The sequence below is a fragment of the Rathayibacter sp. AY1H2 genome (assembly GCF_002931985.1).
Taxonomy (GTDB): domain Bacteria; phylum Actinomycetota; class Actinomycetes; order Actinomycetales; family Microbacteriaceae; genus Rathayibacter.
In genome coordinates this window covers 242,732-265,649 of sequence record NZ_PSUV01000001.1, presented here as the reverse complement: position 1 = coordinate 265,649, position 22,918 = coordinate 242,732, and the positions used below count along the sequence as shown (strand labels likewise).

Genomic DNA, 22,918 nt, shown 5'->3' with positions numbered 1-22,918 from the left:
TCCTCGCACCTCCCTCTCGTGACCGGGGGCGACCACCGTGGGAACTGAGTGGCTCCTCCTCGGCGTCGGCCTGCTGCTGACCCTGGGCACCGGCGTCTTCGTCGCCAGCGAGTTCGCGCTGGTGAACCTCGACCGGGCCGACCTCGAGGCCCGTCGCGACCGCGGCGAGACGCGCCTGGGCATGACCATCGCGGCCCTGCGCGTCACCTCCACGCACCTCTCGAGCGCGCAGCTGGGCATCACCCTCACGACGCTGCTCACCGGCTACACGATGGAGCCCGCCCTCTCGACGCTGCTCCAGGAGCCGTTCAGCGGATTCGGCATCCCGGAGGAGGCGCTCGCGCCGGTCATGACGGTGGTCGCCATCGTCATCGCGACCCTGCTGTCGATGATCCTCGGCGAGCTGGTCCCCAAGAACTTCGCCCTCGCCCTGCCGCGGGCGACCGCGAAGCTCGTCGTGCCGCTGCAGACCGCGTTCACGACGGTGTTCCGCCCGGCCGTCGCCCTGCTGAACGGCAGCGCGAACGCCCTGCTGCGCCTGGTCGGCATCGAGCCGAAGGAGGAGCTCTCGGGCGCCCGCAGCGCCGAGGAGCTCTCGAGCCTCGTGCGCCACTCCGCCAGTGCCGGACTGCTCGAGGAGGACACGGCCGACCTGCTCGGGCGCACCCTCCGCTTCTCCGCCCTCACCGCGGGCGACGTGATGACGCCGCGCCTGCGCCTGTCGACGGTCGAGCGCGCGAGCACCGCGCAGGACGTGCTCGACCTCGCCCGCACCACCGGGTTCTCGCGCTTCCCGATCACGGACGACGACATCGACGACATCGTCGGAGTCGTGCACGTCAAGCAGGCCGTCGCCGTGCCCCGCGGCAAGAGGTCCGACGTGCCCGTCACGGCGCTGCGCTCCGAGCCGCTCCGCGTCCCCGAGACCATGAAGCTCGACGTGCTGCTCACGGAGCTGCGCGGACGCGGCTTCCAGCTCGCGGTCGTCGTCGACGAGTACGGCGGCACGGCGGGCGTCGCCACGCTCGAGGACCTGGTCGAGGAGCTGGTCGGCGAGGTCGCCGACGAGCACGACCGCTCCCGGGCCGACGTGGTCAAGCTCCCCGGCTCCACCACCTTCCCCGGCATGCTCCGCCCCGACGAGGTCCTCGACCGCGCCGGCGTGCACATCCCCGAGGAGGGGCCCTACGAGACGGTCGCCGGATTCGTGATGAGCGAGCTCGGCCGCCTCCCCGCCGTCGGCGACCGGGTCGACGTCGAGGGCGGCTCGCTGCGCGTCGAGCGCCTGGACGGCCGCCGCATCGACCGCCTCCGCTTCACGCCCGACCCCGACGCGGATCCCGACGGGATCCCCGACCCACTCGCCGACGTCGCCCGCGGACACCGCGGACGGAAGGAGTCCGACGATGAGTGACTGGGCCGGAATCGCCTGGCTCGTGGTGCTCCTCGCCGCGAACGCCTTCTTCGTCGGAGCGGAGTTCGCGGTCATCTCCGCGCGCCGCTCCCAGATCGAGCCCCTCGCGGAGAGCGGACGCCGCAGCGCGATCACCGCGCTCGCCGCGATGGAGCACGCCACACTGATGCTCGCGACCACGCAGCTGGGCATCACCGTCTGCTCGCTGCTGATCCTCAACGTGAGCGAGCCGGCGATCCACCACCTGCTCGAGGTGCCGCTGCACGCCGTCGGCATCCCCGACGAGCTCTCCGGCACCGTCGCCTTCGTCATCACGCTGCTGATCGTGTCGTTCCTGCACGTGGTGCTCGGCGAGATGGTCCCCAAGAACATCTCGTTCTCGATGCCCGACCGCGCCGTGCTCCTCCTGGCGCCGCCGCTCGTCGCCATCGCCCGGGTCCTCCGCCCGATCATCGTCGCCCTCAACGCGGTCTCGAACGGAGTGCTCCGCCTCTTCAAGGTGGAGCCCAAGGACGAGGCGAACAGCACCTTCACGCTCGAGGAGGTGCAGACGATCGTCGACCAGTCCACCCGCGAGGGCACGCTCCGCGACTCGACCGGGACCCTCCTCGCCGCGTTCGAGTTCACCGAGAAGAAGGTCCACGACGTCGCCCTGCCCCTCGACGGGATCGTCAGCCTCCCCAGCGGAGCGACCCCCGCCGACGTCGAGCGCGCCGTCGCCAAGCACGGCTTCTCGCGCTACGTGATCCTCGGCGAGGACGGCACCCCCGAGGGCTACATCCACCTCAAGGACGTCCTCGACCTCGACGGCGACACGGAGGGCGCCAAGTTCCGCCTCCCCGTCCCCGCCAAGCGCATCCGCCAGCTCGCCTCGATCTTCGAGGCCACCGACCTCGAGGACGCCCTCGCGATCATGCGGCGCACCGGCGCCCACCTCGCCCGCGCGTTCGACGAGCAGGGCCGCGCCACCGGAGTGCTGTTCCTCGAGGACATCATCGAGGAGCTCGTCGGCGAAGTCGACGACGCCACCCGCCGCTAGGCGCGGGCCGCGGAGGGGCCGTCTGCGGCGTTGTCGTCGGGCGCGATACCGCCGGTATCGCTTCCTCCTCCGCCTTGCATCCGACCCCTCCGCGGCCCGCGCCCGCGGGTGCTGGAGGCGGCGTTGTCGTCGGGCGCGATACCGCCGGTATCGCTTCCTCCTCCGCCTTGCATCCGACCCCTCCGCGGCCCGCGCCCGCGGGTGCTGGAGGGGGCGTTGTCGTCGGGCGCGATACCGCCGGAATCGCTTCCTCCTCCGCCTTGCATCCGACCCCTCCTCGGCCCGCGCCCGCGGGTGCTGGAGGGGGCGTTCGCGGCGTTGTCGTCGGGCGCGGTACCGCCGGTACCGCTTCCTCCTTCGCCCAGCGACTGCCCCCTCCAGCACACGCGCCCCCCTGCAGAAAGGGGAGAGGGGTGCGGCTGCGCCGGCACCAGTGCGCCGCGCCGGCATCAGTGCGGCTGCGCCGGCACCGGGCGGATCCGTCGCAGGGCGACGTAGGGTGGCGGGATGGGTGAGCGGGTCGGGACGGCGGAGGCGGCGCGGAGCATCAGGGTGCCGCGGGAGGACGACGACAAGTACACGCGCGGGGTGCTGGGGATCGCGACCGGGTCGGAGCGGTACCCGGGAGCGGCGGTGCTCGGCGTCGAGGCGGCGGTGCGGACGGGAGTCGGCATGGTCCGGTACCTCGGACCGGAGCGGCCCGCGGGACTGGTGCTCGCCCGGCGGCCGGAGGTCGTGACCGCGGTGGGGCGCGTGCAGGCCTGGCTCGTCGGCTCCGGCACCAGCGCCGAGGACCGCAGCGACGAGGAGCGGCGCACCCTGATCGAGCAGCTGCGCTCGGGAGTCCCGGTGGTGCTCGACGCGGGCGCGCTCGACCTGATCGACGAGGCCGCAGGCCCGGTCGTCATCACGCCGCACTACCGCGAGCTCGCCGGAGTGCTCGGCCGAGCGGGTCTGGACGCGGACGCCGCGACGATCGCCGAGGCCCCGGGGGAGTGGGCGCGCCGGGCGGCGGACCGCCTCCGAGTCTGCGTGCTCCTCAAGGGCGGCACCACCCACGTCGTCGCGGGCGGCGTCGAGCTCGAGGTCTCCGGATCCACGCCCTGGCTGGCGACCGCGGGCAGCGGCGACGTCCTCGGCGGCGTGCTCGGCGCACTCCTCGCCGGTCGGGCCGCGGACACCGAGGCGGCCGGGGCGGCTCTGACGGCGGAGGACCTCGCCCCCGTGGCAGCCGCGGCCGCCGTCCTGCACGCGGAGGCCGGACGGAGCGCCTCCGCCGGCGGCCCGATCGCCGCGCTCGACATCGCGGAGCACCTGCCCGGAGTGGTCGCCGCGCTCCTGCGCTGACACGCCCGTCGGACGAGCGCTGAACCGAACCGGGACCGCCGCCGTTGTCCTGGAGGAAGCGACGCCCGCTGCCCGGCTCACCGGCTCCGCACCGCCGCCTCATCGGGTGCTCGAAGCGAGCACCTCTACCGTCGGATCCGCCGCGTCCGGCTTGACCAGGAGAACAGACATGACCGCGAAGACCACGACTCCCGCCCGCTACGCCCTGACCCTCCTCGCCGGCGCCGGCACCCTCGCCGCGCTCGCCGCCTGCTCCAGCACCACCACGACCGGGAGCGACGCCGCCGACGCGGCGACCACCACCGCTCCGAGCACCGCCACCAGCTCCGCCCCCGAGGCCACCGGCGCCGCGTCCTCCGCCGCGAGCGGCAGCAGCTACGCCGACGGCACCTACGAGGCCGAGGGCGCCTACACCTCGCCCGGAGGGAACGAGAAGGTGGGCGTCTCGCTGACCCTCGCCGACGGCGTCGTCACCGACGTGACCGTGACCCCGGAGTCGGAGAACCCCACCGGCCAGCAGTACCAGTCGCGCTTCGCGGGCGGCATCGCGGGCGAGGTCGTCGGCAAGCAGCTCGACGAGCTGAAGGTCTCTAAGGTGTCGGGGTCCTCCCTCACCTCCGGCGGCTTCAACGACGCCGTCGAGACCATCAAGGCCGATGCCACGGCCTGACGCCCCGACGGTCCTCGGCCACGCGTGGCGGTTCGACGCGATCGGCACCGGCTGGCAGATCGACACCGCCGAGCCGCTCGGGCCCTCCCACCGCTCGCGGGTCGAGGCGCGCATCGCGGAGTACGACCGCACCTGGTCGCGGTTCCGTGACGACTCCGCCGTCTCGCAGCTGCGGGTCGGAGGCGAGCACGTCTTCCCCGACGAGGCGGTCGACCTCTTCGCACTGTACGACGTGCTCGACGAGCTGACCGGCGGGGCGGTCACCCCCTTCGTCGGCGGCTCTCTCGAGCAGCTCGGCTACGACTCCGCGTACACCCTCGTCCCGCGCGGACCCGCCGTCCCCGCTCCCTCCTGGGCCGCCGCCCGACGCGGGGCGGCGGGACTGCGGGTCGAGCCCGGGACCGTCGTCGACGTCGGCGCCGCGGGCAAGGGCCAGCTCGTCGACCTCGTCCTCGAGGAGCTCGACGGAGTCGGGCCCGCCGTCGTCGACGCGAGCGGCGACCTCCGGGGCATCGGAGCCGGACCCGTCCGGGTCGGCCTCGAGCACCCGTGGGACCCGAGCAGCGCACTGGGAGTGGCGGTGCCCGGCGACCGCGCGCTCTGCGGCTCGGCGAGCAACCGCCGCGCCTGGGGCAGCGGCCTCCACCACGTCCTCGACGGGCGGACCGGAGCTCCGGTCGAGAGCATCGTCGCCGCCTGGGCGGTGGCCGACACGGCCCTCGTCGCCGACGGGCTCGCGACCGCGCTGTTCGTCTGTCCGCCCGAGGCCCTCGCCGAGCGCTTCGACTTCGAGTTCGTCCGCGTCCGCAGCGACGGCACCCTCCACTACTCGCCTTCCCTCCCCGGAGAGGTCTTCCGATGATCGGCACCTTCGACCGCGCCCTCGGCCGCGTCACCACCTACCGGCTGGTCTGGATGACGCTCGCCGCGCTCCTGCTCGTCGCCGTCGGCTACGCCGCAGCCGGCCTGATCTTCTCGACGCCGCTCGAGATCCTCGGCACGACGCTCGTCGCCGTCGCCTCGACGGCCCTGGTCAGCGCGGTCCTCGCGAGGCTGTTCCGGAGCCGCGCGCACCTGGAGTCCTCGCTCGTCACCGGTCTGCTGATCGCCTGCCTCCTCTTCCCGACGGCCGATCCCCGCGGGCTCGCCGTGATCGCGCTCGTCGGCGCGATCGCCGCCGCGTCCAAGTACGTCCTCGCCTGGCGGGGCCGCCACCTCTTCAATCCGGCCGCGGTCGCCGTGCTGATCATCGGCTTCACCGGGCTCAACGCCGGAGCCTGGTGGATCGCCAGTGGCGCGATCTGGCCGTTCGTCGTCGTGGGTTCCCTCCTGATCGTCGCGCGGGTCCGCCGCTTCGCCGTCTTCGCCGTCTTCGTCGTCGTCGCCGGCGGGGTGTCCGTGCAGCAGGCGGTGCAGAACGGCCAGGACCTCGGCGCCGCGGCGGCCCTGGTCCTCACGGCCTACCCCTTCGTCTTCGCCGGCGCCTTCATGCTGACGGAGCCGCTCACGCTCGCGCCGCGCCGCTCGCAGCAGCTGATCATCGCGGTCGTCGCAGCGCTCGTGGCGAGCGTTCCCTTCCACATCGGCGTCGTCTCCGCCACTCCGGAGCTGGGCCTCGTGGTCGGCAACGCCCTCGCGTTCGCCTTCGCATTCCGCCAGCGTCGGCGGCACACGCTCGAGCTCGCCTCGACTCGCGTGCTGGCGCCGGGCATCGCGGAGTACCGCTTCCGCTCCCGCTCGCCGCTGGCCTTCGAGCCGGGCCAGTGGCTCGAGCTCGACCTGCCGCACCGCGCCGACAGCCGGGGCAGCCGGCGCACCTTCTCGGTCTCCTCCGCTCCGTCCGACGGCGAGATCGCGATCGCCCTGCGGATGCCGGAGAAGGCGAGCAGCTTCAAGCGCGCCCTCGCCGCGCTGGAGCCCGGCGACTCGCTCCGGGCGACGAGCGTCGGCGGTGACTTCGTCCTGCCGGCCGATCCCGCCGTGCCGCTGCTGCTGGTGGCGGGCGGCATCGGGATCACCCCGTTCGCCAGTCAGCTCCGCTCGCTCGCGGACGGTCCGCGGCGGGACGTCGTCGTCGTGGTCGCCGCGCCGAGCCTCGCCGAGGTCGCGTACCGCGACCTGCTGCAGGAGTCGGGGGCCCGGGTCGTGCTCTGCTCGAAGGAGACGCCGACCGACCTGCCCGCACGGTGGTCGCACGTCACAGGCCGACTGACCGCCGAGCTGCTCGCGGACGCGGTGCCGGACGCCGGCCGCCGCGTGGGCTACGTCTCCGGGTCGCCGTCGTTCGTCGACTCGGTCCGCGGCGCCCTGCGCGGTGCCGGGGCGAAGCGGATCCGCACCGACGCGTTCGCCGGCTACTGAGTTCGTCGGGTCGCGACGCCGTCTGCCGACGCCCGGCGGCGACCGACGCCGCCGGGGGGACCGATGCCCGGCGGGAGCGGCGCTCTCAGGCGGGCTCAGGTGCTGCCAGGGTCCCGTTCAGCGGCCCCTCTACAATGACGCGGTGCCGTCCTCCCCTCCTCGAGCGTCCTCCCGCCCCCTCGCCCGGCTGCGCGAGAACCGCGACTCCGTCGCCGTGCTCTGGGGCGCCTTCGCGCTGGTGCACGTGGTGCTCTCCCTCCTGGCGCTGTTCGCTCCGGGTCTGCCGATGGGCGACGTCAGCATCGTCTACAAGGAGTGGATGAGGACCGCCGTCGAGGGCGGCGGCATCGCCGGGATCGACACGGGCTGGGTCTACCCGATCCTCGCCTGGGGCCCGATCGCCGCCTCCTGGCTCTTCGGCTCGGCGGGCTACGACCTGATGTGGCTCGTCCTCGTCGCGCTCGCCGACGCCGCCGCCTTCGCCCTGCTGCTGCGCGGCCGGTCGGCACCGCGCCTCGCGGCGGCGCGCTGGTGGCTGCTGTTCCTCGTCCTCCTCGGGCCGATCGCCATCGGCCGCATCGACGCCTTCACCGCGCCGCCGGCCATCGCCGGGATGCTCTGGGCGGCGACCCGTCCGGGCGTCGCGGCGCTGCTGCTGACCGTGGCCACCTGGATCAAGGTGTGGCCGGCCGCGATCCTCGCCGCTGCCGTGCTGGTCCTGCGCGGACGGCTGCGGATGGTCCTCGTCCCCGCGGTCGCCTCCGTGATCATCGTGCTCGCGGTCGTCCTCGTCGGCGGCGGGGACCAGGTCTTCAGCTTCGTCACCGACCAGACCGATCGGGGCCTCCAGATCGAGGCCGTCGTGAGCACTCCCTGGATGTGGCTGTCGGTACTCCCGGGATCGGGGAGCTACGTCTACTACGCCGCCGACATCAACACCTTCGAGATGCACGGGCCCGGCACCGAGTTCGCGGCGAGCCTGATGACCCCGCTGCTCGCTCTGGCCATGCTCGGCGTGGCCCTGCTGGGTGCCCGTGCTCTCGCCCGCCGGGCCGACCCCGCCAGGTTGTTCCCGCTGCTCGCGCTGACCTTCGTGGTCGTGTTCATCGACACCAACAAGGTGCTCTCGCCGCAGTACATCGTCTGGCTCGCGCCGCCGGTGATCGCCGGGCTGATCGCGTGCCGCGACGGCGCGTTCGACCGGCCCGCGAAGCTGACGCTCGTCACTGCGGCTCTGACCCAGGTGGTCTACCCGTACCTCTACCTCTTCCTCCTCTGGTCGCACTGGTGGATGGTGCTCGTGCTGACCGTGCGGAACATCCTCCTCGTGGTGCTGCTCGGCTGGCTGCTGCGCGAGCTGTGGAGGATGGGGACGGCGCGGGTCGTCGCACTCGGCGCCACGACTTCCGCGTCGTCGCTGACCGGCGAGACCCGCTTGGCGCCCCAGGGCTCGTAGGCTCGGAGGGCGCGGGGCCGGCACGCGGTGCGCGCAGTCAAGGAGGCTCCCATGCTCGTCGCATTCTCGGTCGCACCGTCCGGGGGCGAGGCGCCCGACGCGTCCGTCCACGACGCCGTCGCCGCCGCCGTCCGCATCGTCCGCGAGAGCGGCCTGCCGTCGCGGACGACCTCGATGTTCACCGAGATCGAGGGGGAGTGGGACGAGGTCTTCGACGTCGTCAAGCGCGCGACGGAGGCCGTCGGAGCGTTCGGGACGCGCGTGTCGCTCGTCCTGAAGGCGGACATCCGCCCCGGCTACTCGGGCGAGATCGACGGCAAGATCGCCCGGCTGAACGACGCGCTGGGGGAGTAGCGGGTCCGCGCCGAGACCTCTCGTGTCCGGGCTTTCTCGAATCGATTCGACATCCGCCCGATCCTGAGTAGCCTTGACCGGTGACGCTCTCGCCCGCTCGGACCCGCCTCGCCCTGCTCGCCCTCGCGATGGGGGGCTTCGGCATCGGCTCGACCGAGTTCGTCGCGATGGGGCTCCTCCCGCAGCTCGCCGCCGACCTCCTCCCCGGGGTCTGGGCCGCGAGCCAGGAGCAGGCCGTCTCGCAGGCGGGGATGCTGATCTCGGCCTACGCGCTCGGTGTCGTGGTCGGCGCCCCCACCATCGCCGCCGCAGCGGCGCGCTGGCCGCGCAAGAGGCTCCTCCTGACCCTCCTCGTCGCCTTCACCGTCGGGACGATCGGCTCGGCGCTGCTCCCGAGCTTCCCGCTCGTCCTCGCCGCGCGCTTCGTCGCCGCGCTCCCGCACGGCGCCTACTTCGGCATCGCCTCCCTGGTCGCCGCCGACCTGATGGGTCCCGGCAAGCGCGGCAAGGGAGTCGCGTTCGTCCTCTCCGGGCTCACGATCGCGAACGTCATCGGCGTGCCCGCGATCACCTGGGTCGGGCAGGTGGCCGGCTGGCGCAGCGCCTACCTCGTGGTCGCGGTGCTCTTCGCGCTGACCGTCGTGGCCGTCCAGCTTCTGGTGCCCGCGCAGCCCGGGAATCCGGCGGCGACCGTCCGCAACGAGCTGCGGGCGTTCGGGCGCCTGCAGGTCTGGATGACCCTCCTCGTCGGCGCCATCGGCTTCGGCGGACTCTTCGCGATGTACAGCTACATCTCGCCGCTCGCGACCGAGGTGACGGGCCTGCCGCTCGGCGCGGTCCCGTGGATCCTGGTCGTCATCGGCCTCGGGATGACCGTCGGCAACCTCGTCGGCGGCTGGGCCGCCGACCGCGACGTGCGGCGGGCGCTGGTGGTGTTCTTCGCCGGCGTCGGCGTCTCGCTGATCGGGCTCGCGCTGTCGGCCTCGTCGGTCGTCGGGCTGGTGGTGTTCGCGTTCCTCTCGGCGGGCTTCTCGGCGGCCGCGTCGCCCGCGATCCAGACCCGGCTGATGGACGTGGCGCGCGACAGCCAGACGATCGCGGCCGCGCTCAACCACTCCGCCCTCAACATCGGCAACTCGGTGGGTGCCGCGCTCGGCGGCCTGACGATCGCCGCCGGACTGGGCTACCTGTCGCCCATCTGGGTCGGCGTGGGCCTGACCGCGGCCGGAATCGTGCTCGCCGTCGGCAGCATCGCGATCGACCGCGCCCGGGGCACCGTCTACCCGGTCCACCGCGAGCCCGCCCAGCCGGGCACCGGCGGCATCCCGGTCGACGCACTGTAGGCAGAGCGCCGCCCGGGCCTCTGGAAGACTCTCGGCATGCGCGCCGTGAGCTACTCGTCCTTCTCCGCCCTCCCCGCGATCGTCGAGGTCCCGGAGCCCGTCTGCCCCGTCGACGGCGTCGTCGTCCGCGTCGCGGCGACCGGGGTGTGCCGGAGCGACTGGCACGCGTGGAAGGGGCACGACGACTCGGTCGTCCTGCCGCAGATCCCCGGGCACGAGTTCGCCGGGACGGTGATCGCGACGGGAGCCCAGGTGTCGCTCTTCGCGGTCGGTGACCGGGTCACGGCGCCGTTCGTGTTCGCCTGCGGCGACTGCGAGCAGTGCCGGGAGGGGGCGACGCAGGTGTGCCTCCGGCAGCAGCAGCCGGGATTCACCCTCGACGGGTCGTTCGCCGAGGCGGTGGCCGTGCCGGGTGCGGACCTGAACCTGGTGCGCCTGCCCGACTCCGTCGGCTTCGTCGAGGCGGCCGGTCTCGGCTGCCGCTTCGGGACCGCGTACCACGCCCTGCACGAGCGCGGCCGGGTCGCCCCGGGGGAGTGGGTCGCGGTGCTGGGCTGCGGCGGAGTCGGCCTCTCCGCGGTGATCGTCGCGCTCGCGGCCGGGGCCCGTGTGGTGGCGTCGGACGTCTCCGCCCCGGCGCGGGAGGCCGCAGCCGCGCTCGGGGCGGTGACCGTCCCCGGAGGCGAGGGTGCCGCCGAGGCGATCCGTGCGGCGACCGGAGGGGGTGCGCATCTGGCGGTCGACGCCGTCGGAAGCAGCGTCACGGCGGAGGCGTCGATCGCCGCCCTGCGTCCGCGCGGCCGGCACGTGCAGGTGGGTCTGCTCCTCGGGCCCGACGCGGCACCGGCGATCCCGCTCGGCCGGGTCATCGCCCAGGAGCTGGAGCTGCTGGGCAGCCACGGCATCGCCCGGAGTGGCTACACGGCCCTCCTCGACGACATCGTCGCCGGCCGTCTGCGCCCCGCCGACTCCGTCGGCCGCACCATCGCCTTCGAGGACCTGCCCGCCGCCCTCGCCGCGATGGACGCCCCCGCCGCCACGCCCGGCCTGACGGTCGCCGTCCTGGCCCCCTGACGCGGGCCCGCAGCAGCACGGGCAGTCCCGGTCCGGTGGGTCTCGATGCCCCGCGTCCCGCGGCCTCTCGACCAGCATCGACCCGTTGCCCGTGCCTGGCGGGTCTCGATACGCCGCGTCCCGCGGCGACTCGACCGGCACGACTCAGGCACGCCCGCCCTGCTCGACCGCAGGAGCAGGTGGCCGCCGCTCGACGAGGTGGAGCCCGCCGACAGTGATCCGCGTGCCGGCGGATCGATGCCGGGCGACGCATCCCGCTCTGCGGAACGCACCACGTCGTGAAGCCGACCGCGCCGTGGCGGGCGGGGACCGCCGCCCCCCCCTGGAGCCCGCCGACAGTGATCCGCGTGCCGGCGGATCGATGCCGGGCGACGCACCCCGCTCTGCGGAACGCACCACGTCGTGAAGCCGACCGCGCCGCGGCGGGCAGGGACCGCCGCGCCCTCGTGGAGCCCGCCGACAGTGATCCGCGTGTCAGCGGATCGATGCCGGGCGACGCATCCCGCTCTGCGGAACGCACCACGTCGTGAAGCCGACCGCGCCGCGGCGGGCGGGGACCGCCGCGGAAGAGGACTCAGTCCGTCTCGATGAGGATCCCGTCGTGGATGGCGCGCTTGCGGAGCGCCACCTTCGTGCCGACGTCGATGCCGACGACGCGGTACTTCTCGCGGATCCGCTTGAGGTACGACTTCGCCGTCTCCTCCGAGATGCCCAGCTCGAACGCGACCGACTTCACCGGCTCGCCGCCGCCGTAGAGGGCCATCACGCGGCGCTCCTGCGCGCTGAGCTTCGGCGCTCCGTCGGAGTCGCCGGTGGAGAGCGCCATGTCGAGCTCGTGCGAGATGTAGGAGTGGCCGTCCTTGGCCGCGCGGATCGCCTCGACGATCATGTCCGCGTCCTCGGTCTTCACGAGGTAGCCGAGGGCTCCGGAGGCGAGTGCCTCGCGGACCACGGCGGGCTCGGAGTAGGTGCTCATCAGCACGGTCTTCACCCCGGTGGTCTTGAGGGTCGAGAGCTTCACCGAGATCGGGATGTTGTCCTTGAGGTCGAGGTCGAGGAGCACGACGTCGACGGGGAACTCGGGGTGCGTGAGCAGCTCGGGCCAGGAGGCGACCGCGGCCACCAGCTGGATGTCGGAGGCGGCTCCGCGGATCCACTCCGTGAGCGCCCCGAGGAGCATCTTGTGGTCGTCCACGACCGCGAGAGTGATCTTCGCGTCAGCGGTGGGTGTCATCGGTGTCCTTCGGTCGGCGGTCGTCGGCGGTCTCTCGGCGGCTGCTCACCGGTCGGCGGGATTCTCGACCAGGCAGTCGATCTCGATCCGGAGCTCCCCGTCGCGCGAGGTGTCGCGGAAGACGCCGACCTGAGCGATAGCCTCCCACGTCGCAGGATCGACGCCGCGCAAGGGCGCGCCTGAGGAGCGGAGCGTGATCGGCACGAGCAGTCCTCGGGCGGCCGTCCCGGCTCCGGGATCGCGGGGGCTGCCCGACTCGACGTGGAGGACCACGGCGAGCCCGGTCGCGCTGTCGGCGATCAGCCAGATCGCCGAGAGGAGCCCGTCGCGCTGCTGGTGCCCGAGGAGCCCGGCGGTGCCGTCCGGGTCGTCGAGCTCGACGAGCGGCGCGAGCAGCTCGGACTCGAGCACGGCGTGGTGCAGCCAGGTCTCGCGCCGCCCCTCGATGAGGTGGAGGCGGAGCTGGGTGGCGAGCGAGGTCGCGTGCGCGGCGCGCTGGGCGTCGAGGGGCAGGCGGACCGAGCCGTCGCCCACCTCGGCGAGGAGGCGCTCGGCGGCGAGGTCGAGCCGTGCGAGCTCCTCCGAGGCGAGCATCCCGACCGCGTAGCGCGGGCCGAGCGTGGTGCTCTGCACGAGGGCGCGGTCGATCTCGAGCTGGACCATCCGGCGGAACCCGCGCATCATCACGACCACGACGACGGCCGGCGCGATCGTCACCACGAGGGCGCTGATGCGCACCGAGAGCGCGCCCGCGCCGCCCGACTCCATCGAGAGGAACGCGATCACCTCGGCGATCGCGACGAGGGCGCTCACCGCGAGGATCTCGATCCCGCGCCGGTGGACGATCAGCGCGGCGTGCGCGACGGCGCCCGCGACCGCGGCGGTGGGGACGGTGCGGGCCGCGCCGGAGTCGGTCACGGCCACCAGGTCGAGCACGACGGCGGCTCCGACGGCGACGAGGAAGCAGAGGTAGACCGGGAGCGGCAGGCGGCGTCCGCCGAGGTGGATCGCGAGGACGGTGGACCCGAAGGCCAGGACGACGAGGACCCAGGCGATCGCCGCGGGCGCGAGGTCGCTGTAGCGGGCGGAGGTCGAGAGGAAGATCAGCAGCTCGTAGGCGAGGATCGCGGCGGCGATGCCGTTGAGGCCGCTGCCGAGGTAGTTGGTGCCGAGCCCCTCCTGCTGGCGGCGGACCGAGCGGGCGGACCGGGAGGAGCGGCCGTGCGTCGCGGGCACGCGTCCCAGCAGCGGGGCCCGCGACTCCGGCGCGGGGCTCACTTGGGGACCTCCAGCACCACGGTCGTCCCCGATCCGGGGGCGCTGAACAGTCTGGTGCGGCCGCCGACGTCGCCGAGCCGGGCGATCACCGACTCCTTGAAGCCGAGCTTCGTGTCGGGGACGGTCGCGATGTCGAAGCCCGCGCCCGCGTCCGTGACCATCGCGCGGACGGTCGTCTCGTCCTCGGTGATCGTCACGTCGGCCGAGGCGACGCCGGAGTGGCGGCGCACGTTCTCGAGGCACTCCGCCAGGGCGAGCACGAAGGAGTCGAGGGCCGCGCCGGTGAGCGCCACCTGGCCGGAGCCGTGCCAGATCACGTCGAGCCCCATCCGGCCGAAGCGGTTGCGGACGGTCTCGAGGGTGTTGGCCGCGGGGGCGGAGGTGACGCTGGTCAGCTGGTAGGAGCCGGACGCGCTCGGGGTGGGGGTCCCGCCGAGCCGGAGCTGGCGCAGGAGCTGCGCGTCCTGCGCCGCCTGCTGCCGGAGCGCGTCGACCGACACTCCGCGGCCCGAGTGCGCGAGGAGCGTGAGGGTGGCCAGCACCGTGTCGTGCAGGAGCCGCGCACCCTGCCGACGCTGCGCCTCCGTCTCGCTGGCGAGGCGCTCCACACGGTGCGCGTTGCCGATGCTGTCGATCCGCCGCACCACCCGAGGGACCGCTGTGCCGATCCAGAGGGCGAATCCGCAGAGCGTGCCCCAGGGCAGCAGGCTCTGGACGACCACGGTGGGGATCATGGTGCCGCTCGAGACGAGCACCGACGGGATCAGGCTCGGGAGGAGCACCGGCAGCAGCAGGAGCAGTCGGCGCGCGGACGTCGTCACGACCACGGCGATGCTCGCGGTCACGGCGTTCGCGGTGTTGACCAGGACGAACCCGGCGAAGTCGGCGCCCGGAGCGAGCCCAAGCGCGAGGCCCCAGCCCAGCAGCAGGCCGCCGACGGCGACGGCGATCACTCGGCTGCGGCGCCCCGTCCGGGCGAGCTCGACGTGGGCGGCCATCATGCCCAGGAGCAGCGCGACGGCGAACGGCACGGCGGCGGGCTGGAGCGTCCCGGGGATGAGGGCCATGCCGAGCGCCCCCGCCTCCGTGAGCAGGCCGATCCCGCAGGCGGAGTGGCGCAGCAGCCGATCGCGCTCGCGGGCGCTGCGGATCATCGGCACGCTCTGGCCCCCTCCGGTCGTGGCGCGGGGCTGGCCCCCGTCTCACGATAGCCACTGGCCGGGCCGGTCGGCGCGGTTCGGGGCGTCGAACCGCGCCGGGGTCGGGCGGGTCAGGCCGTCGCGGGATGCGCCAGCAGCCGGGCGAGGTGCGCGCCGACCGCGTCGTCCTCGATGAGGAACCCGTCGTGGCCGAACGTCGAGGTGATCACCGCGACCTCTCCGCCGTCGAGAGCGCCGGGAGCGTGCGCCGCGATGATCCGCTGGCCCTCGACCGGGAAGAGCCGGTCGCTGTCGATGCCGAGGACGAGGGTCGGGCTGGTGATCCGGGAGAGGGCGGCCGCCTCGCCGCCCCGGCCGCGGCCGACGTCGTGCGAGTTCATCGCCTCGACGAGCGTGATGTAGCTGTTCGCGTCGAAGCGGCGCGTGAACTTGTTGCCGTGGAAGTCGAGGTACGACTCCACGGCGAAGCGGCCGCCGCCGCCGAGCGGGCTGAGCCCCGACTGCCAGCTGCGCTCGAAGCGGTCGTTGAGCTCGGAGGGGCTGCGGTAGTTGAGCAGTGCCATCCGGCGGGCGAGCGCGAGGCCGTGGTACGGGCCCTGGCCGTCGCCGGCGTCGTAGTAGGAGCCGCCCGCGAAGGCCGCGTCGTTGCGGATCGCCTCGAGCTGCACGAAGTTGAGGGCGATCTGGTCGGCCGTGGCCCGCGGGGGAGCTGCGAGGACCGCGAGGCGCGCGACCCGCTCCGCGTGGTCGATCCCCCACTCCAGCGCCTGCATCCCGCCCATCGAGCCGCCGATGACGGTGTGCCAGCGCTCGACGCCGAGCAGGTCGCTGAACTGCACCTGCGCCCGCACCTGGTCGCGGATGCTCGTGTACGGGAACCGTGCGCCCCACTCGTGGCCGTCGGGGGCGAGGGACGCGGGCCCGGTGGAGCCCTGGCAGCCGCCGAGCATGTTCGGGGCGACCACGAAGAAGCGGTCGGTGTCGATCACGAGGCCGGGGCCGACGAGTCCCGACCACCAGCCGTCCGTCGCGTGGCCGGGATCGCCGCGGCCGAGCAGGTGGGAGTCGCCGGTCAGCGCGTGCAGGACGAGGACGGCGTTGTCGCGGCGCTCGTTCAGAGCGCCCCAGCTCTCGTAGGCGATGCGGGCGTGGGGGAGGCGGCCGCCCGCCTCGAAGTCGAACGGGCCGAGGTCGACGAAGCGGCGTCCGCCCGGGTGGTCGCCGTCGCGCCAGGCTCCGGTGGCGGGCGGCTTGCCGATGACCGAGAGGAGCTGGCGCTCGGTGACGAACGCCGACGGGACCGTGTCCTCGAGTGTCTGCTGCCAGTCCATAGCGCTGTCCATCGTGTCAGAGCGCCGCGGGGCGGAGCCGTTTGTTACGCCCTGCTCCCGCGCTCCTCCGCCCGCGCGCGGAGCGCCCCGACGCGATCCCCGCGGACGGGGACCCCGTCAGGGCGCCGAGGGGCCTCAGGCGTTCGCGCGGGAGGCCTCGACGACGGCGCGCGCGGCGCGGAGGGCCTGGTCGAGGTCGGCGCGGAGGTCGTCGACGTTCTCGAGTCCCACCGACAGGCGCACCAGGCCCGGAGTGACGCCGGCGGTCAGCTGCTGCTCGGGCGAGAGCTGCGAGTGCGTGGTCGACGCGGGGTGGATGACGAGCGAGCGGACGTCGCCGATGTTGGCCAGGTGCGAGAACAGCTCCAGCGAGTCGACGAAGGCCCGGCCGGCGTCCACTCCGCCCTTGAGCTCGAACGAGAGCACCGCGCCCACGCCCTTCGGCGCGTAGCGGTTGGCCGCGGCGTACCAGGGCGAGGTGGGCAGGCCCGAGTAGTTCACCGAGGCGATGTCGGAGTGGTTCTCGAGGTACTCCGCGATCTCCTGCGCGTTCTGCACGTGGCGCTCGATCCGGAGCGAGAGGGTCTCGATGCCCTGGATGAGCTGCCAGGCGCTCGCCGGGGCGATCGAGGCGCCGAGGTCGCGCAGCAGCTGCACGCGGGCCTTGATGATGTAGGCGAGGGAGTCGCCGACCGCGGCTGTGTAGACGGCGCCGTGGTACGACTCGTCCGGCGTGGTGAGGCCGGGGAAGCGCTCGGCGTTCGCGGTCCACGAGAAACGGCCGCCGTCGACGATCGCTCCGCCGATGACCGTGCCGTGGCCGCCGAGGAACTTCGTCGCCGAGTGCACGATGATGTCCGCGCCGTGCTCGAAGGGGCGGATCAGGTAGGGCGTCGCGATGGTGTTGTCGACGATCAGGGGCACGCCGACGTCGTGCGCGACATCGGCCACGGTGCGGATGTCGAGGATGTTGATCTTGGGGTTGCCGACGGTCTCGGCGAAGAACAGCTTCGTGTTCGGACGGACGGCGCGGCGCCACTCCTCGCGGTCGTCCTGGTTCTCGACGAAGGTCGTCTCGATGCCGAGCTTGGCGAGGGTGTACTTGAAGAGGTTGTAGGTGCCGCCGTAGATCGAGGACGACGAGACGATGTGGTCGCCGGCCTGGGCGATGTTCAACACGGCCGCGGTCTCGGCGGCCTGGCCCGAGGCGAGCAGCAGGGCGCCGGAGCCGCCCTCGAGGGCGGTGAGCCGCTCCTCCACGACCGCCTGGGTCGGGTTCTGGATGCGGGTGTAGATGTTCCCGAACTCGGCCAGCGCGAACAGGTTCTGGGCGTGCTCCGCGTTGTCGAAGACGTAGGACGTGGTCTGGTAGATCGGCGTCGCGCGGGCCTTGGTCACCGGGTCCGGCGCGGCGCCCGAGTGGATCTGCTTGGTCTCGAACTGCCACTTCTCGGAGTCGGTCATGGTGCTTCCCATCGGATCGTCGGGGTCGGGGACGGGGCCGTTCTCCGTCGCGACGAGCGTACGCGGGGGCCCGCCGGGCGGCCAGAACCGCCGACACACGGGGTAACGGCCGTCAGCGCCGCTCGGGCTGCCGGTCGCGCTTGGCGCCCGTGGGGTCGGCGCGGTCCGGGCGCCGGGGCCTCTCGTCGGCCACCGGGGCGAAGAGCCAGGCCGCGCGGGGCTCGACCAGCCGGTGGAAGACGGTGCGGGTCCAGCCCAGCGAGAGCGCGACCGAGACCGCGATGCAGAACACGATCATCAGCACGAGGGCGAGCGTGCTCTCCGTCCGCGAGAGGATCCCGGACTCCCGCAGCGGATAGAGGACGAAGCTGTGGAGGAGGTAGACGTACATCGTCGACTGCCCCCAGGCGGTGAGCGGGGTGCGGCGGCGCGGAACCAGCGCGAAGAGCGCGAGCGAGAGCACGACCGCTCCGGCCATCAGGGCCAGCCGCACCAGCCCGGCCCACCACTGGGTCTCGCCGAGGGCGTCGTAGGGGCGGTCGTAGAAGAACCAGTAGCGCAGGTCCGCCGCTCGGAACGCCTCGATGTTGACGGTCATGACGACCGCCGTGACCGCGAAGAGGACGACGGCGAGGATCCGGGCGAGGAGCACCCGCGACGGCGGCTGATCGAGCCAGCGCTCGACGGCGGAGCGGCCGCCGGGGGAGAAGCCGCGCAGCCGCCAGCCGAACACGAAGAACGGCAGGATCCCGATCGCGCGTGCGAGCGAGAAGGTCGAGTCGATGTTGTCGTAGTAGCTGACCCCGACCGCGAGCACCACGCTGATCAGAAGCGGCCAGCGCAGCAGCGCCAGGTAGGGGAGGACGAGGCGGAAGATGCCCAGCGCGAGCAGGAACCACAGCGTCCAGCTCGGCTTCGTCGGGTTGAACTCCTGCTTGCCCTCGACCAGGAACTGCACCAGGGTCCAGATCGTCTCCATGATCAGGTAGGGCAGGAGGATGTCGGTCAGCACCCGCCGCATCGCGCGCCCGCTCGGGGCGCCGCTCTTGGAGAAGTAGCCCGAGATGATCGCGAACGCCGGCATGTGGAAGGCGTAGATCGTCAGGTAGACGATGAGCGAGGTGTCGGAGTTGGCCGTCAGCCTCTGGACGCCGTGCCCGATCACGACGAGGGTCACGCAGACGAAGCGCGCGTTGTCCCAGAGGGGAACGCGGCGCTTCGGGGTGACGGCTGTTCCGGCGGTCGCGGGAACCGGGTCGGCGGGCGGCACGCGGCCAGACTAGCGTTGGGCTGCGACGACGGAGTCGAGGGTGTCCGAGGCTTGACGGAAGGGGACGGGCGTGGATCGACGCGTTGTCGTGACAGGAGCGAGTTCAGGGATCGGGGCGGCCACGGTCCGCCTGTTCCGCGAGCACGGCTGGGAGGTCGTCGCCGTCGCGCGCCGGCGCGACCGGCTGGAGGCGCTCGCCGCCGAGACCGGCGCCGGGTACTTCGCCGCCGACCTCACCGACGCCGCCCAGGTCGACGCTCTGCGCGACCACCTCGCCTCCTCCGGGCCCGTGCACGCCCTCGTGAACAACGCGGGCGGCGCGCTCGGACTCGACTCGGTCGAGAGGTCCGACCCCGAGGACTGGCGCCGCATGTTCGAGATCAACGTGCTCTCGGTGAAGCTCGTGACCAGCGCGCTGCTCCCGCTGCTGCGCGCCGGGATCCGGGGGAGCGGCACCTCCGCGGACATCGTGACGGTCACCTCGATCGCCGGCCACGTCGCCTACGAGGGCGGAGGCGGGTACAACGCCGCCAAGCACGCCGCGCACGCGCTGGTCGCCGTGCTGCGGCTCGAGCTGGCCGGCGAGCCGATCCGCGTGATCGAGATCGCGCCGGGGATGGTGCACACGGACGAGTTCTCGCTGGTCCGCTTCGGCGGCGACCGGGAGCGCGCCGACGCGGTCTACGCCGAGGTCCCCGACCCGCTCGTCGCGGAGGACGTCGCCGCTGCGATCGTCTCCTCGGTGGAGCTCCCCGCCCACGTCAACCTCGACCTGGTGACCATCAAGCCGGTCGCGCAGGCGGCCCCGCACAAGGTCGCGAAGGGACCCCTGGCCCCGCGCGCCTGACCGATGTGACGCGGAGGCCCGCGACGGCCTAGCCTGTCCCTCATGGTTTCCGACGCCGACGACTCCGCCGCCCTCCTCGCCGCCACGGAGAAGGAGGTGCTCGGCTGGCTCGAGTTCGGCGACGCCGCTCGGCACCTGGCCGACGACGTGGTCGCGTCGGGCTACCGGCCGGAGCTGGTCGTCGCCATCGCGCGCGGCGGTCTGCTCCTCGCGGGCGCCGTGGCCTACGCGCTCGGCATCAAGAGCTGCGGCGCGCTGAACGTCGAGTTCTACACCGGCGTCGAGGCGCGCCTGGCGGAGCCCGTGGTGCTGCCGCCGCTGCTCGACGAGGCGTCCGTGCGCGGCAAGCGCATCCTCCTGGTCGACGACGTCTCCGACTCCGGCCACACCCTCGCCCTCTCGGTGAAGCTCATCCGCGCGATGGGTGCCGAGGTGCGCACCGTGACCCTCTACACGAAGCCGCGCACGGTGCTCGAGCCCGATTTCTTCTGGCGCCGCACCCCGCGCTGGATCGTCTTCCCCTGGTCGGCTCTGCCCCCGGTGGACGGAGCCCTCGCCGAGGACGACGAGTGAGCGTCCACCTCATCGGCGGCGGAGGCGGCGTCGAGCACGACCAGCAGCTGTACGGGGCGTTCCTCGCGGAGGCGCGCGCCCACGCGGTCGACGCCGGCCGGATCGAGGGCCCGCGCATCGCGATCGTCGTCGTCCACGACGGGCTGGGCCCCGAGGCCTACGCCGGCTACGCGGCACTGCTCGCGACGGTCGGCCCACTCGACGCGTTCGCCGTGATGAAGCCGGAGGGCGGCCGGATCGATCCCGCGGTCTTCGACGACGTCGACGGGATCTTCGTCGGCGGAGGCCTGACCCCGGCCTACCGCGACGCGCTCGAGGCCTGCTTCCCGCGGCTGCGCGATCTCGTCTCCTCCGGGGTGCCGTACGCCGGCTACTCGGCGGGAGCCGCCGTCGCGGCCGATCGCGCCCTCGTCGGCGGCCACCGGATCGGCGGCGTCGCCGTCGTCCCTGAGGGTGCGGCGGAGGAGCTCGACGAGGTCACGGTGCTCGAGGGCATCGGCCTCATCGACGTGACGGTCGACGTGCATGCGGCGCAGTGGGGGACCCTCGGCCGCCTGGTCGCGGCCGTCGAGGCGGGCCTGGTCGACGGCGGCGTCGCGCTCGACGAGTCCACCGTGCTGATCGTCGGGACCGGCGCGCTCCGCGTCGGCGGCGCCGGCTCGGTGTGGCGCGTGAGCGGCAGCGACGCCGGAGTCGTCGTCGCGACGCTCGCGGCGGGCTGACCGGGTGGACCTCGCGGAGCTCGCGGCCTCGGGACTGATCGACAGGGGCTGGGCGGAGGCGCTCACCCCCGTCGCCGGGGACATCGCCGCGATGGGCGACTTCCTCCGCGGCGAGGTCGCGGCCGGTCGGCCTTACCTCCCCGCGGGCCGCGACGTGCTCCGCGCCTTCGCCGCCCCGCTCGCGGACGTGCGCGTCCTCATCGTCGGACAGGACCCGTACCCGACGCCCGGGCACCCGATCGGGCTGTCCTTCGCGGTCGAGCGCCACGTGCGCCCGCTGCCGAGGAGCCTGCAGAACATCCACCGCGAGCTCCGGGACGATCTCGGCGTCGAGCCGCCCGAGCACGGCGACCTCAGCGGCTGGACCTCGAGCGGCGTGATGCTGCTCAACCGGGTCCTCACCGTCGCCCCCGGCGCTCCCGCCTCGCACCGCGGGAAGGGCTGGGAGGTGGTCACCGAGCACGCGATCCGCACGCTGGCCGCCCGGGACGCGCCTCTCGTCGCGATCCTCTGGGGCCGCGACGCCGCGTCGCTCCGCCCGATGCTGGGGGAGGCCGGAGTGATCGAGAGCGCGCACCCCAGCCCGCTGTCGGCCTCGCGCGGCTTCTTCGGCTCCCGGCCGTTCAGCCGCGCCAACGCCCTCCTGGAGGAGCGCGGCGCGGAGCCGGTCGACTGGAGCGCTCTTGCGTGACCGGGCGCTCGCCCGCGGGGCGGCTACGCTGGCCCGGATCGATGGGCGGAGCCGAAGGGGAGCCGGATGCTTGAGGAAGAGTACGAGAGCCGGCGCGTCCTGCCGCCGCACCTGCGGAAGGCGCCGCCTCCCGAGCCCGGCTTCTCGTTCGAGATCCGCGACGCCCGCGACGCCGACCTCCCGGACATCCGCGAGATCTACAACCACTACGTGCGCAACACGGTGGTGACCTTCGACGAGGACGACTCGACGCTGAAGGAGTGGCGCACGAAGTTCTCCCGCAACCAGAAGCTCGGGCTGCCCTTCATCGTGGCCGTCTCGCCGTCGGGCCAGATCCTCGGCTACGCGATGGTGTCGCCGTGGTCCTCCAAGCGGGCGTACCGCTTCACCGTGGAGAACTCGATCTACCTGCGGGCGGCCTCCACCGGCAAGGGCCTCGGCCGGGCGCTGATGGCCGAGCTCCTCGAGCGCGCGAAGGCCGTGGGGATCCGTCAGATCATGGCCGTGATCGCCGACAAGGGCGCGGAGGCGTCGCTGGCGATGCACGCGCAGTTCGGATTCGTCGAGGTCGGCCGGATGGGCCGCGTCGGCTTCAAGTTCGAGCGCTGGCTCAGCACCGTCCTGCTGCAGAAGACCCTCAAGTAGGGCCGACCCGCCCCTGCGAATGCGCCTCATCGACAGGTGCCGGGGAGTGCACCGTCCCTACACTGGACGGCATGGAATGGCTCGTCCCGCTCATCGTCGTCGTCGCGCTCGTCGTCATCCTCGGGGTCTACCTCTGGGCGACGTACAACTCGCTGGTCACCCTCAACGTCCGCGTGGACGAGGCGTGGAGCGACATCACCGTTCAGCTGAAGCGCCGCGCGGATCTGATCCCCAACGTGATCGACTCCGTGAAGGGCTACGCCTCGCACGAGCGCCAGGTCTTCGAGTCGGTGACGCAGGCTCGCGCCGAGACGCTCCAGGCCCAGGGCCCGGCGGAGGCGTCGGTCGCCGAGGACCACATGCAGAACGCGCTGAAGTCGATCTTCGCGGTCGCGGAGGCGTACCCCCAGCTGCAGGCGAGCCAGAACTTCCTCCAGCTGCAGGGCGAGCTGGTCGACACCGAGGACAAGATCCAGTCGGCCCGGCGCTTCTACAACGGCGGTGTGCGCGAGATGAACACCAAGGTGAAGGTCTTCCCGAACACGCTCTTCTCGCGCCGGCTCGGCTTCTCGGAGCGCGAGTTCTTCGAGGTCGGCGATCTCGCCGCGATCTCGGAGCCCCCGCGCGTCCAGTTCTAGGCAGCCG

General features: G+C 73.1%; 22 protein-coding genes. 16 read left to right on the top strand and 6 right to left on the bottom strand.

Annotated features, from left to right (window positions below):
* Positions 1 to 37 precede the first annotated feature (37 nt).
* The 10 genes from C5C29_RS01210 to C5C29_RS01165 all read left to right on the top strand — a co-directional run bounded on the left by C5C29_RS01210 (position 38) and on the right by C5C29_RS01165 (position 11,058).
* Complete coding sequence (locus C5C29_RS01210; protein WP_104224112.1) at positions 38 to 1,414, top strand: hemolysin family protein; 1,377 nt, start codon at positions 38 to 40, stop codon at positions 1,412 to 1,414.
* Complete coding sequence (locus C5C29_RS01205; RefSeq protein ID WP_104224111.1) at positions 1,407 to 2,453, top strand: hemolysin family protein; 1,047 nt, start codon at positions 1,407 to 1,409, stop codon at positions 2,451 to 2,453. Before C5C29_RS01210 ends, C5C29_RS01205 begins: the two co-directional genes overlap by 8 nt.
* A 507-nt stretch (positions 2,454 to 2,960) precedes the next feature.
* The gene (locus tag C5C29_RS01200) at positions 2,961 to 3,800 is read left to right on the top strand and encodes an ADP/ATP-dependent (S)-NAD(P)H-hydrate dehydratase (RefSeq protein WP_104224454.1); all 840 of its coding nucleotides are present in this window, start codon (positions 2,961 to 2,963) and stop codon (positions 3,798 to 3,800) included.
* A 169-nt stretch (positions 3,801 to 3,969) separates the two neighbouring features.
* Positions 3,970 to 4,470 carry an FMN-binding protein gene (locus C5C29_RS01195; protein WP_104224453.1) on the top strand — a complete coding sequence of 167 codons (501 nt, stop codon included), beginning with the start codon at positions 3,970 to 3,972 and terminating at the stop codon, positions 4,468 to 4,470.
* A complete protein-coding gene (locus tag C5C29_RS01190) occupies positions 4,457 to 5,332 on the top strand; it encodes an FAD:protein FMN transferase (protein ID WP_104224452.1) in 876 nt (291 codons plus the stop codon). The genes C5C29_RS01195 and C5C29_RS01190 overlap by 14 nt, the downstream gene beginning before the upstream one ends.
* Positions 5,329 to 6,831, top strand: coding sequence for an oxidoreductase (locus C5C29_RS01185; protein WP_104224451.1), 1,503 nt, complete (start codon positions 5,329 to 5,331; stop codon positions 6,829 to 6,831). Before C5C29_RS01190 ends, C5C29_RS01185 begins: the two co-directional genes overlap by 4 nt.
* 142 nt (positions 6,832 to 6,973) lie before the next feature.
* A complete protein-coding gene (locus tag C5C29_RS01180; RefSeq protein WP_104224450.1) occupies positions 6,974 to 8,287 on the top strand; it encodes a glycosyltransferase 87 family protein in 1,314 nt (437 codons plus the stop codon).
* Positions 8,288 to 8,338: 51 nt separating this feature from the next.
* Positions 8,339 to 8,641, top strand: coding sequence for a thiamine-binding protein (locus C5C29_RS01175; RefSeq protein ID WP_104224449.1), 303 nt, complete (start codon positions 8,339 to 8,341; stop codon positions 8,639 to 8,641).
* Positions 8,642 to 8,769: 128 nt separating this feature from the next.
* A complete protein-coding gene (locus C5C29_RS01170) occupies positions 8,770 to 9,984 on the top strand; it encodes an MFS transporter (RefSeq protein ID WP_104224460.1) in 1,215 nt (404 codons plus the stop codon).
* Between the two features lie 36 nt (positions 9,985 to 10,020).
* Positions 10,021 to 11,058, top strand: a complete 1,038-nt coding sequence (locus C5C29_RS01165) for an alcohol dehydrogenase catalytic domain-containing protein (protein ID WP_104224448.1) — start codon at positions 10,021 to 10,023, stop codon at positions 11,056 to 11,058.
* A gap of 574 nt (positions 11,059 to 11,632) precedes the next feature.
* Here the strand turns inward: C5C29_RS01165 and C5C29_RS01160 are convergent.
* The 6 genes from C5C29_RS01160 to C5C29_RS01135 form a co-directional block, all read right to left on the bottom strand.
* Positions 11,633 to 12,292: a response regulator gene (locus C5C29_RS01160; protein WP_104224447.1), complete on the bottom strand. Its 660-nt coding sequence runs from the start codon at positions 12,290 to 12,292 to the stop codon at positions 11,633 to 11,635.
* A 45-nt stretch (positions 12,293 to 12,337) separates the two neighbouring features.
* Positions 12,338 to 13,528, bottom strand: coding sequence for a hypothetical protein (locus C5C29_RS01155; RefSeq protein ID WP_104348244.1), 1,191 nt, complete (start codon positions 13,526 to 13,528; stop codon positions 12,338 to 12,340).
* Positions 13,529 to 13,566: 38 nt separating this feature from the next.
* On the bottom strand, positions 13,567 to 14,724 hold the full coding sequence (locus C5C29_RS01150; RefSeq protein ID WP_104224445.1) for a sensor histidine kinase: 1,158 nt from the start codon (positions 14,722 to 14,724) through the stop codon (positions 13,567 to 13,569).
* A 116-nt stretch (positions 14,725 to 14,840) separates the two neighbouring features.
* The gene (locus tag C5C29_RS01145; protein WP_104224444.1) at positions 14,841 to 16,061 is read right to left on the bottom strand and encodes a homoserine O-acetyltransferase; all 1,221 of its coding nucleotides are present in this window, start codon (positions 16,059 to 16,061) and stop codon (positions 14,841 to 14,843) included.
* A 135-nt stretch (positions 16,062 to 16,196) separates the two neighbouring features.
* Positions 16,197 to 17,525, bottom strand: a complete 1,329-nt coding sequence (locus C5C29_RS01140; protein WP_104224459.1) for a bifunctional o-acetylhomoserine/o-acetylserine sulfhydrylase — start codon at positions 17,523 to 17,525, stop codon at positions 16,197 to 16,199.
* Positions 17,526 to 17,637: 112 nt separating this feature from the next.
* Positions 17,638 to 18,795 carry an acyltransferase family protein gene (locus C5C29_RS01135; protein WP_104224443.1) on the bottom strand — a complete coding sequence of 386 codons (1,158 nt, stop codon included), beginning with the start codon at positions 18,793 to 18,795 and terminating at the stop codon, positions 17,638 to 17,640.
* A gap of 70 nt (positions 18,796 to 18,865) precedes the next feature.
* On the opposite strand from C5C29_RS01135, the gene C5C29_RS01130 reads away from it, so the two are divergent.
* The 6 genes from C5C29_RS01130 to C5C29_RS01105 all read left to right on the top strand — a co-directional run bounded on the left by C5C29_RS01130 (position 18,866) and on the right by C5C29_RS01105 (position 22,911).
* A complete protein-coding gene (locus C5C29_RS01130) occupies positions 18,866 to 19,642 on the top strand; it encodes an SDR family NAD(P)-dependent oxidoreductase (RefSeq protein WP_244230607.1) in 777 nt (258 codons plus the stop codon).
* A gap of 42 nt (positions 19,643 to 19,684) precedes the next feature.
* Positions 19,685 to 20,215, top strand: a complete 531-nt coding sequence (locus C5C29_RS01125) for a phosphoribosyltransferase (RefSeq protein WP_104224441.1) — start codon at positions 19,685 to 19,687, stop codon at positions 20,213 to 20,215.
* Positions 20,212 to 20,937, top strand: a complete 726-nt coding sequence (locus tag C5C29_RS01120; protein ID WP_104224440.1) for a peptidase S51 — start codon at positions 20,212 to 20,214, stop codon at positions 20,935 to 20,937. The genes C5C29_RS01125 and C5C29_RS01120 overlap by 4 nt, the downstream gene beginning before the upstream one ends.
* Before the next feature lie 4 nt (positions 20,938 to 20,941).
* Entirely contained in the window at positions 20,942 to 21,628 is a 687-nt protein-coding gene (locus C5C29_RS01115) for a uracil-DNA glycosylase (protein ID WP_104224439.1), read from the top strand.
* Between the two features lie 66 nt (positions 21,629 to 21,694).
* A complete protein-coding gene (locus C5C29_RS01110) occupies positions 21,695 to 22,273 on the top strand; it encodes a GNAT family N-acetyltransferase (protein WP_104224438.1) in 579 nt (192 codons plus the stop codon).
* Between the two features lie 71 nt (positions 22,274 to 22,344).
* Positions 22,345 to 22,911, top strand: a complete 567-nt coding sequence (locus tag C5C29_RS01105; RefSeq protein ID WP_104224437.1) for a LemA family protein — start codon at positions 22,345 to 22,347, stop codon at positions 22,909 to 22,911.
* Positions 22,912 to 22,918 lie beyond the last annotated feature (7 nt).

Bases quoted from the DNA above. Each gene is read 5' to 3' on its own strand.
- C5C29_RS01105 (WP_104224437.1), top strand. From the start codon at position 22,345: ATGGAATGGCTCGTCCCGCTCATCGTCGTCGTCGCGCTCGTCGTCATC.
- C5C29_RS01110 (WP_104224438.1), top strand. From the start codon at position 21,695: ATGCTTGAGGAAGAGTACGAGAGCCGGCGCGTCCTGCCGCCGCACCTG.
- C5C29_RS01150 (WP_104224445.1), bottom strand. From the start codon at position 14,724: ATGATCCGCAGCGCCCGCGAGCGCGATCGGCTGCTGCGCCACTCCGCC.
- C5C29_RS01200 (WP_104224454.1), top strand. From the start codon at position 2,961: ATGGGTGAGCGGGTCGGGACGGCGGAGGCGGCGCGGAGCATCAGGGTG.
- C5C29_RS01190 (WP_104224452.1), top strand. From the start codon at position 4,457: ATGCCACGGCCTGACGCCCCGACGGTCCTCGGCCACGCGTGGCGGTTC.
- C5C29_RS01175 (WP_104224449.1), top strand. From the start codon at position 8,339: ATGCTCGTCGCATTCTCGGTCGCACCGTCCGGGGGCGAGGCGCCCGAC.
- C5C29_RS01140 (WP_104224459.1), bottom strand. From the start codon at position 17,525: ATGACCGACTCCGAGAAGTGGCAGTTCGAGACCAAGCAGATCCACTCG.
- C5C29_RS01205 (WP_104224111.1), top strand. From the start codon at position 1,407: ATGAGTGACTGGGCCGGAATCGCCTGGCTCGTGGTGCTCCTCGCCGCG.
- C5C29_RS01185 (WP_104224451.1), top strand. From the start codon at position 5,329: ATGATCGGCACCTTCGACCGCGCCCTCGGCCGCGTCACCACCTACCGG.
- C5C29_RS01170 (WP_104224460.1), top strand. From the start codon at position 8,770: ATGGGGGGCTTCGGCATCGGCTCGACCGAGTTCGTCGCGATGGGGCTC.
- C5C29_RS01145 (WP_104224444.1), bottom strand. From the start codon at position 16,061: ATGGACTGGCAGCAGACACTCGAGGACACGGTCCCGTCGGCGTTCGTC.
- C5C29_RS01160 (WP_104224447.1), bottom strand. From the start codon at position 12,292: ATGACACCCACCGCTGACGCGAAGATCACTCTCGCGGTCGTGGACGAC.
- C5C29_RS01165 (WP_104224448.1), top strand. From the start codon at position 10,021: ATGCGCGCCGTGAGCTACTCGTCCTTCTCCGCCCTCCCCGCGATCGTC.
- C5C29_RS01125 (WP_104224441.1), top strand. From the start codon at position 19,685: ATGGTTTCCGACGCCGACGACTCCGCCGCCCTCCTCGCCGCCACGGAG.
- C5C29_RS01195 (WP_104224453.1), top strand. From the start codon at position 3,970: ATGACCGCGAAGACCACGACTCCCGCCCGCTACGCCCTGACCCTCCTC.